6 protein-coding genes are annotated in these 6,672 nt (G+C 70.2%); 3 read left to right on the top strand and 3 right to left on the bottom strand.

The annotated features are described in order from the left end of the window. Nucleotides 1–65: 65 nt before the first annotated feature. The 3 genes from AOK23_RS31230 to AOK23_RS31220 all read left to right on the top strand — a co-directional run bounded on the left by AOK23_RS31230 (nt 66) and on the right by AOK23_RS31220 (nt 3,247). Nucleotides 66–1,598, top strand: coding sequence for a multicopper oxidase family protein (locus tag AOK23_RS31230; RefSeq protein ID WP_055715925.1), 1,533 nt, complete (start codon nt 66–68; stop codon nt 1,596–1,598). Between the two features lie 63 nt (nt 1,599–1,661). Further along, entirely contained in the window at nt 1,662–2,435 is a 774-nt protein-coding gene (locus AOK23_RS31225; protein ID WP_055715924.1) for an SDR family NAD(P)-dependent oxidoreductase, read from the top strand. Between the two features lie 104 nt (nt 2,436–2,539). Next, on the top strand, nt 2,540–3,247 hold the full coding sequence (locus AOK23_RS31220) for an ester cyclase (protein WP_055715923.1): 708 nt from the start codon (nt 2,540–2,542) through the stop codon (nt 3,245–3,247). Nucleotides 3,248–3,503: 256 nt separating this feature from the next. On the opposite strand, the gene groL is transcribed toward AOK23_RS31220, so the two are convergent. The 3 genes from groL to AOK23_RS31205 form a co-directional block, all read right to left on the bottom strand. Further along, nucleotides 3,504–5,132: a chaperonin GroEL gene (gene groL / locus AOK23_RS31215; RefSeq protein ID WP_055715922.1), complete on the bottom strand. Its 1,629-nt coding sequence runs from the start codon at nt 5,130–5,132 to the stop codon at nt 3,504–3,506. A gap of 158 nt (nt 5,133–5,290) precedes the next feature. After that, entirely contained in the window at nt 5,291–5,599 is a 309-nt protein-coding gene (gene groES / locus AOK23_RS31210; RefSeq protein ID WP_055715921.1) for a co-chaperone GroES, read from the bottom strand. A 239-nt stretch (nt 5,600–5,838) separates the two neighbouring features. Next, entirely contained in the window at nt 5,839–6,621 is a 783-nt protein-coding gene (locus tag AOK23_RS31205) for a polysaccharide deacetylase family protein (protein ID WP_079049812.1), read from the bottom strand. Between the last annotated feature and the right edge of the window lie 51 nt (nt 6,622–6,672).

Here is a 6,672-nt window from a genome sequence, read left to right as displayed (position 1 = left end):
GGGTCAGGGATGGTCCAGGGGCGGTCCCGGATGTTCGCCGGCGGGCGGGGCGGAACGCTGGAGGCATGTCGCGGATCAAGCGTGTCCTCATCGTGCTCGGCTCGGTCGTCACCGTCGTGGTGCTGACGATCGGCGGCCTGTTCACGTGGCTGTGGACGGGCGCCGACGTCAGCACGGCCGGCCGGGTCGCCTTCGACGAGAAGCTGGCGATACCGCCGCTCGCGAAGTCGTCCGTCGACAAGGACGGCACCCGCGTCTTCGATCTGCGCATGCGGGCCGGCACCACCGAGTTCAAGGACGGTGTGAAGACACCGACTTGGGGCTTCAACGGCTCCTATCTGGGCCCCACGCTGCGCGCCGCACGCGACGAGAAGGTCCGCGTGCGGATACGGAACGACCTGGCGGAGACGTCCACCGTCCACTGGCACGGGATGCATCTGCCCGCCCGGATGGACGGCGGCCCGCACCAGATGATCGCCTCCGGCGCGGCGTGGAGTCCGCACTGGACCGTGGACCAGCCGGCGGCGACCCTCTGGTACCACCCGCATCCGCACGGCTCGACCGCCCGGCATGTGGCGCGGGGCCTGGCCGGTCTGTTCCTCGTCGACGACAAGGAGTCCGGGCGACTCCCTCTGCCGAAGCGGTACGGCGTCGACGACCTCCCTCTCGTCGTGCAGGACGTGCGCTTCGACGGGGCGAAGCTCGACACCGGCCGCGGCTTTCTGCGGAACGTCGGCTTCCTCGGCGACCGCACCATGGTCAACGGCACCCTGAACCCCTATCAGGAAGTCCACGACGCACACATACGTCTGCGTCTGCTGAACGCCTCCACGGCCCGCACCTACGCCTTCGGCTTCCCCGACGGCCGCGCCTTCTCCCTGATCGCGACGGACGGGGGGCTGCTGGAGCGGCCGGCGTCCATGGAGCGGGTGCAGTTGTCGCCGGGTGAGCGGGCCGAGATCGTCGTACGGATGCGGGCCGGCGAGCGGGTGACGCTGCGGAGCTTCCCGCAGGACAACTACGGGGACGCCTGGCAGCGCCGGTTCTCCGGGGGCGACGACACCTTCGACGTACTGGAGTTGCGCGCGGCCGACCGCCTCCGTCCGTCACCCCGGCTGCCCGCGGTGCTGGGCGGGCTGGAGATACCCGACGGTGAGGAAGGAGCGGTGCGGGGGCGGCACTTCGATCTGAAGCGGTCCGGGATCAACGGGCGGGAGATGGCGATGGGGCGCGTCGACGAGACGGTCACCCGGGGGACGACGGAGGTGTGGACGGTCCGCAACGGCAACGGGATGCCGCACAACTTCCATGTGCACGACGTGCAGTTCCGGGTGCTGGAGGTCGACGGGCAGAAACCGCCGCCCGCGCTGCGCGGCCCGAAGGACACGGTGTTCCTGCCGGACGGGACGACCATGAGGCTCGCCCTGCGCTTCGACGGCCCGGCGGACCCGGAGACGCCGTACATGTACCACTGTCATCTGCTGTATCACGAGGACGAGGGGATGATGGGTCAGTTCGTGGTGGTGGAGAAGGGACAGCGGGCCCGCATACCGGCGCCGCACCCGACGCACGCGCGGCACGCCCACGGACGGGGATGACCGGGGAGGGTCCGCCGCCGTGGGCAAGCGGATCAGCGCAGTCCGGGTCACTACCCTTGCGCCATGACAACGGCTCTGATTACGGGATCGACCGCGGGCATCGGCGCAGCCTTCGCGCGGCGGCTGGCGGCGGACGGGCACAACCTGGTGCTGGTGGCGCGTGACACGAAGCGGCTGCGGGAGCAGGCCACGGAGTTGCACGACCGGCATGGCATCGAGGCGGAGGTCCTGACGGCGGATCTGGCGACGGACGACGGCATCGAGGCGGTGGCGAAGCGGCTGTCCGACCGCAAGAACCCGGTCGACCTGCTGGTCAACAACGCGGGTTTCGGCAACAAGGGCCGCTATCTCGACGTCTCGATGGCCGACGAGCTGAAGATGCTCAAGGTGCACTGCGAGGCGGTGCTCCGGCTGACCTCCGCGGCGACCGAGGCCATGCGGGAGCGCGGCCGGGGCGGGGTCGTGAACGTGGCGTCGGTGGCGGCGTTCGTGCCGCGGGGGACGTACGGCGCGTCGAAGGCGTGGGTGGTGCAGTTCACCCAGGGCGCGGCGCGGGACCTGGCCGGCAGCGGTGTCCGTCTGATGGCGCTGTGCCCGGGCTTCGTCCGCACGGAGTTCCACGAGCGGGCGGGCATGGGCACGGACAACATCCCGGGCTGGATGTGGCTCGACGCGGACAAGCTGGTCACGGCGGCCCTGGCCGACCTGTCCCGCGGCAGGACGGTCTCGATCCCCGACCCGCGCTACAAGACCCTGATGGGTGTGGTGAAGGTGATGCCGCGGGGCCTGCTGGGCGGGGTCAGCTCGAAGACGGGACGGAAGTACGGCCCCCAGTAGCGGGGCGGGCCGGGGCGGCCCCGTCGCGCAGCGGGTGAGAGGGAGGCGGTGCGGGGTGAGAATGGAGCTGTCCGACCGGATCCAGGGGGGCCGGAGGTGGTCTTGTGACGTTTGTGCAGCTCATCGACTGTAGGACGAGTCGGTTCGACGAGATGGACCGGCTGATGGACAGGTGGGTCGAGCAGACCAAGGGAAAGCGGACGGCGACGCACAACATGATCGGGAAGGACCGGTCCGACGAGGGGCACTTCGTCGAGATCGTGGAGTTCCCGTCGTACGAGGAGGCCATGCGGAACTCCCAGCTGCCGGAGACGGACCGGATCTTCAACGAGATGGTGGCGCTCTGCGACGAGATGCCGACCTTCACGGATCTGGACGTGGTGCGGGACGAGCAGCTCAACGCGGACACCGCGCGGAGGTTCTTCGAGACGCTGGGCACGCGGGGGGAGCTGCCGCCGATGAACGATCTGCTGGTGGAGGACTATCACGACCACGACCCGGCCAACCCCCAGGACGTGATCGGTATGGACGCGGCGCGGCGTGAGTTCGCGATGTGGCGGGCGGGCTTCGACTTCTCGTTCACCATCGAGGACCAGATGGCCCAGGGTGACCGCGTCTGCACGCGGTGGACGTGGAGCGCCACGCACAAGGGCGAGTTCCTCGGTATCGCGCCCACCGGGAGGAAGGTCTCCATGACCGGGACGACCATCCATCGCTGCTCGGCGGACGGGAAGCTCGCCGAGGGGTGGTGGCAGTACGACCGGCTCGCGCTGATGACGCAGCTGGGGGCCCTGGAAGGGGTGGAGCGCTGAGCAAGCGGTAGGCGAGCGCTGGGGAGAGCGGCGGCCGGGAGCCCCTGGGGGAGACCGTCGGTAGGGCGTGCGTGCACCGCGCACAACGGGAGAAGCCCCCGTTCCGGCGGGCGGAACAGGGGCTTCTCTCAGGCGTCCGCCTCAGTGGGCGGTGACTGGCCTCCAGGGGCGACATCGCCTCAGCGGGCGGTGTCTGCCTCGGTGGGCCGGCGTCGCCTCGGAAGGCGGCGTTGCCTCAGCGGGCGTGGCCGTTGCCTCAGTGGGCGTGGCCGTGACCGTGGCCGTGGCCCGCCTCGGCCGGCTCCTCTTCCTTCTTCTCGACGACCAGGGTCTCGGTCGTGAGGAGGAGGGAGGCGATGGAGGCGGCGTTCTCCAGGGCGGAGCGGGTGACCTTGACCGGGTCGATGACGCCGGCCTTGACCAGGTCGCCGTACTCGCCGGTGGCGGCGTTGTAACCGCTGCCCTTCTCCAGCTCGGCGACCTTGGAGACGATGACGTAGCCCTCGAGGCCGGCGTTCTCGGCGATCCAGCGCAGCGGCTCGACGGCGGCCTTGCGGACGACGGAGACACCGGTGGCCTCGTCGCCCTCCTTGCCGAGGTTGCCCTCGAGGACCTTCACGGCGTGGACGAGCGCGGAGCCACCACCGGAGACGATGCCCTCCTCGACCGCGGCGCGGGTCGCGGAGATGGCGTCCTCCAGACGGTGCTTCTTCTCCTTCAGCTCCACCTCGGTGGCGGCGCCGACCTTGATCACGCACACGCCGCCGGCAAGCTTCGCGAGGCGCTCCTGGAGCTTCTCGCGGTCCCAGTCGGAGTCGGTGTTCTCGATCTCGGACTTGATCTGGGCGACGCGGCCCTGGACGTCCTCGGAGTTGCCGGCGCCGTCGACGAGCGTGGTGTCGTCCTTGGTGACGGTGACGCGGCGGGCGGTGCCGAGCACGTCGATGCCGACCTGGTCGAGCTTGAGGCCGACCTCCTCGGAGATGACGGTGGCGCCGGTGAGGACGGCCATGTCCTGCAGCATCGCCTTGCGGCGGTCGCCGAAGCCGGGGGCCTTGACGGCGACGGCGTTGAAGGTGCCGCGGATCTTGTTGACCACGAGGGTGGAGAGGGCCTCGCCCTCGACGTCCTCGGCGATGATCAGCAGCGGCTTCGAGGCGTTGGTCTGGATGATCTTCTCCAGCAGGGGCAGCAGGTCGGCGATGGCGCCGATCTTGCCCTGGTGGATGAGGATGTAGGGCTCGTCGAGGACGGCCTCCATGCGCTCCTGGTCCGTGACGAAGTACGGCGACAGGTAGCCCTTGTCGAAGGCCATGCCCTCGGTGAAGTCCAGCTCCAGACCGAAGGTGTTGGACTCCTCGACGGTGATGACACCGTCCTTGCCGACCTTGTCCATCGCCTCGGCGATGAGCTCGCCGACCTGCTGGTCCTGGGCGGACAGCGCGGCGACGGCGGCGATGTCGGACTTCTCGTCGATCGGGCGGGCCGAGGCGAGCAGGTCCTCGGAGACCGCGGCGACGGCGGCGTCGATGCCCTTCTTCAGGGCGGCCGGGGAGGCGCCCGCGGCGACGTTCTTCAGGCCCTCGCGCACCAGCGCCTGGGCGAGCACGGTGGCGGTGGTGGTGCCGTCACCAGCGATGTCGTTGGTCTTGGTCGCCACCTCCTTCACCAGCTGCGCGCCGAGGTTCTCGTACGGGTCCTCGATCTCGACCTCGCGGGCGATGGTCACACCGTCGTTGGTGATGGTGGGGGCGCCGAACTTCTTGTCGATGACGACGTTGCGGCCCTTGGGGCCGATCGTCACCTTCACCGTGTCGGCAAGCTTGTTGACGCCGCGCTCGAGGGCGCGACGGGCGTCCTCGTCGAACTTCAGGATCTTCGCCATGGCAGCGGGAGCCCTCTCGGAAATCTCGGGTGAATGCAGGCTGCGCCCCGGGCGCCCGGCTTTTTAGTGGTCGCGGGGGCCAGGGGCGCAGCTCAAAGCAATGTGTTTCGCGAAGTGACGCGCCGCGCTGGGCGGCGGGCTGCCTCGCGAGAGGTGAACTACTTGTCGATGATCGCGAGGACGTCGCGAGCCGACAGGACGAGGTACTCCTCGCCGTTGTACTTCACCTCGGTGCCGCCGTACTTGCTGTACAGCACGATGTCGCCGGTCTGGACGTCGAGCGGCAGGCGCTCGCCGTTCTCGAAGCGGCCCGGGCCGACGGCCAGGACGACGCCCTCCTGGGGCTTCTCCTTGGCCGTGTCCGGGATGACCAGGCCAGAGGCGGTGGTCTGCTCGGCGTCGAGCGGCTGGACCACGATGCGGTCCTCGAGCGGCTTGATGGCAACCTTGGAGCTGGTGGTCGTCACGATCCGACCTCCCCCTTCGGAGATCTCACGGGGTTAACTGTCTGAGGTGGCGACCAGGTGGATCCGTCGTCGCGGGTGCCGGACCTGCCCGTCGCGTAGTTGGCACTCTCCAGGGGGGAGTGCCAGACCTGAGACTATGACCGTGGTTAGCACTCGGTCAAGCGGACTGCTAATTGCGGCCGCGTGGCGTGGTGCGGGACCCCGGGTTGCCGCAAGGTTCCGCCCCGCGGAGGTGGCCCTCAGAGGTAGTCCTCCAAACGACCCACCGTCAGGCCTTGTTCCTGGATGCGGCGCAGAAGCCCGGCCGTGATGCGGGTGAGCGAGGCGCCGTCCGGCCGACCCGGACCCCGGCGGACATGGGCGTGGACGATGTCGCCGGGCCGGAGCCGGTCGCCGGCGGCGGTCGCTGCGCCACTCGCGTTGGGGGTGGCGGTGGAATGGAAACCGTCGGCGCTCATGGACGCGCGCCACAGGACGACGGCGGCGATGCCGCAGTCGGCGGCGGCGCGGAGCGTGGTGGTGTCGTAGACGCCGTACGGCGGGCGGAACAGGGTGGGGCGGACACCGAAGCGCTGCTTCAGCTTGTCCTGCTGGCCGCAGATCTCGGCCCGCTGCCCGGCGTACGGCAGGCCGCGCAGGGCGGTGTGGTCGAGGGTGTGGTTCTGCACGGTGGCGCCGACCTCGCGGAGCCGGGCGAGGTGGCCGTAGCCCGGCCCGACGACGCTGTCCGTGAGGAACATGCTGACCGGCAGCCGCAACTCCCGCACCATCCGCACGAACCCCGGGTCCTTCTCCGCCCCGTCGTCGAACGTCAGGAACACGACCCTGTCGCGCGTCGCGACGCGCTCGACGACAGGGGCCAGACCGGGGCGCACGGCTCGGGGCACGGTCGGCCGGTCGGGCTTCCCGGGAGCCGGGACGAGCGGCCCGGCGAGCCCCCAACGACGGTACTCGGGCGGCCGGGCCGGGGTGTGGGGCGGGCTGGCGTGACGCCGGGGCGGATCGGTGTGACGCCGGGGCAGGCCGGTGTGACGCCGAGGCCGGTCGGTGTGACGCCGAGGCCGGTCGGTGTG

This window comes from Streptomyces torulosus, from assembly GCF_001419765.1.
GTDB classification, from domain to species: Bacteria; Actinomycetota; Actinomycetes; order Streptomycetales; family Streptomycetaceae; genus Streptomyces; species Streptomyces torulosus.
The sequence above is the reverse complement of the archived record's forward strand: the minus strand, read 5'-3'. Positions and strand labels throughout refer to the sequence as shown.

Coding starts and splice junctions, on each gene's coding strand:
- AOK23_RS31230 (WP_055715925.1), top strand. CDS start 66: ATGTCGCGGATCAAGCGTGTCCTCATCGTGCTCGGCTCGGTCGTCACC.
- AOK23_RS31225 (WP_055715924.1), top strand. CDS start 1,662: ATGACAACGGCTCTGATTACGGGATCGACCGCGGGCATCGGCGCAGCC.
- groL (WP_055715922.1), bottom strand. CDS start 5,132: ATGGCGAAGATCCTGAAGTTCGACGAGGACGCCCGTCGCGCCCTCGAG.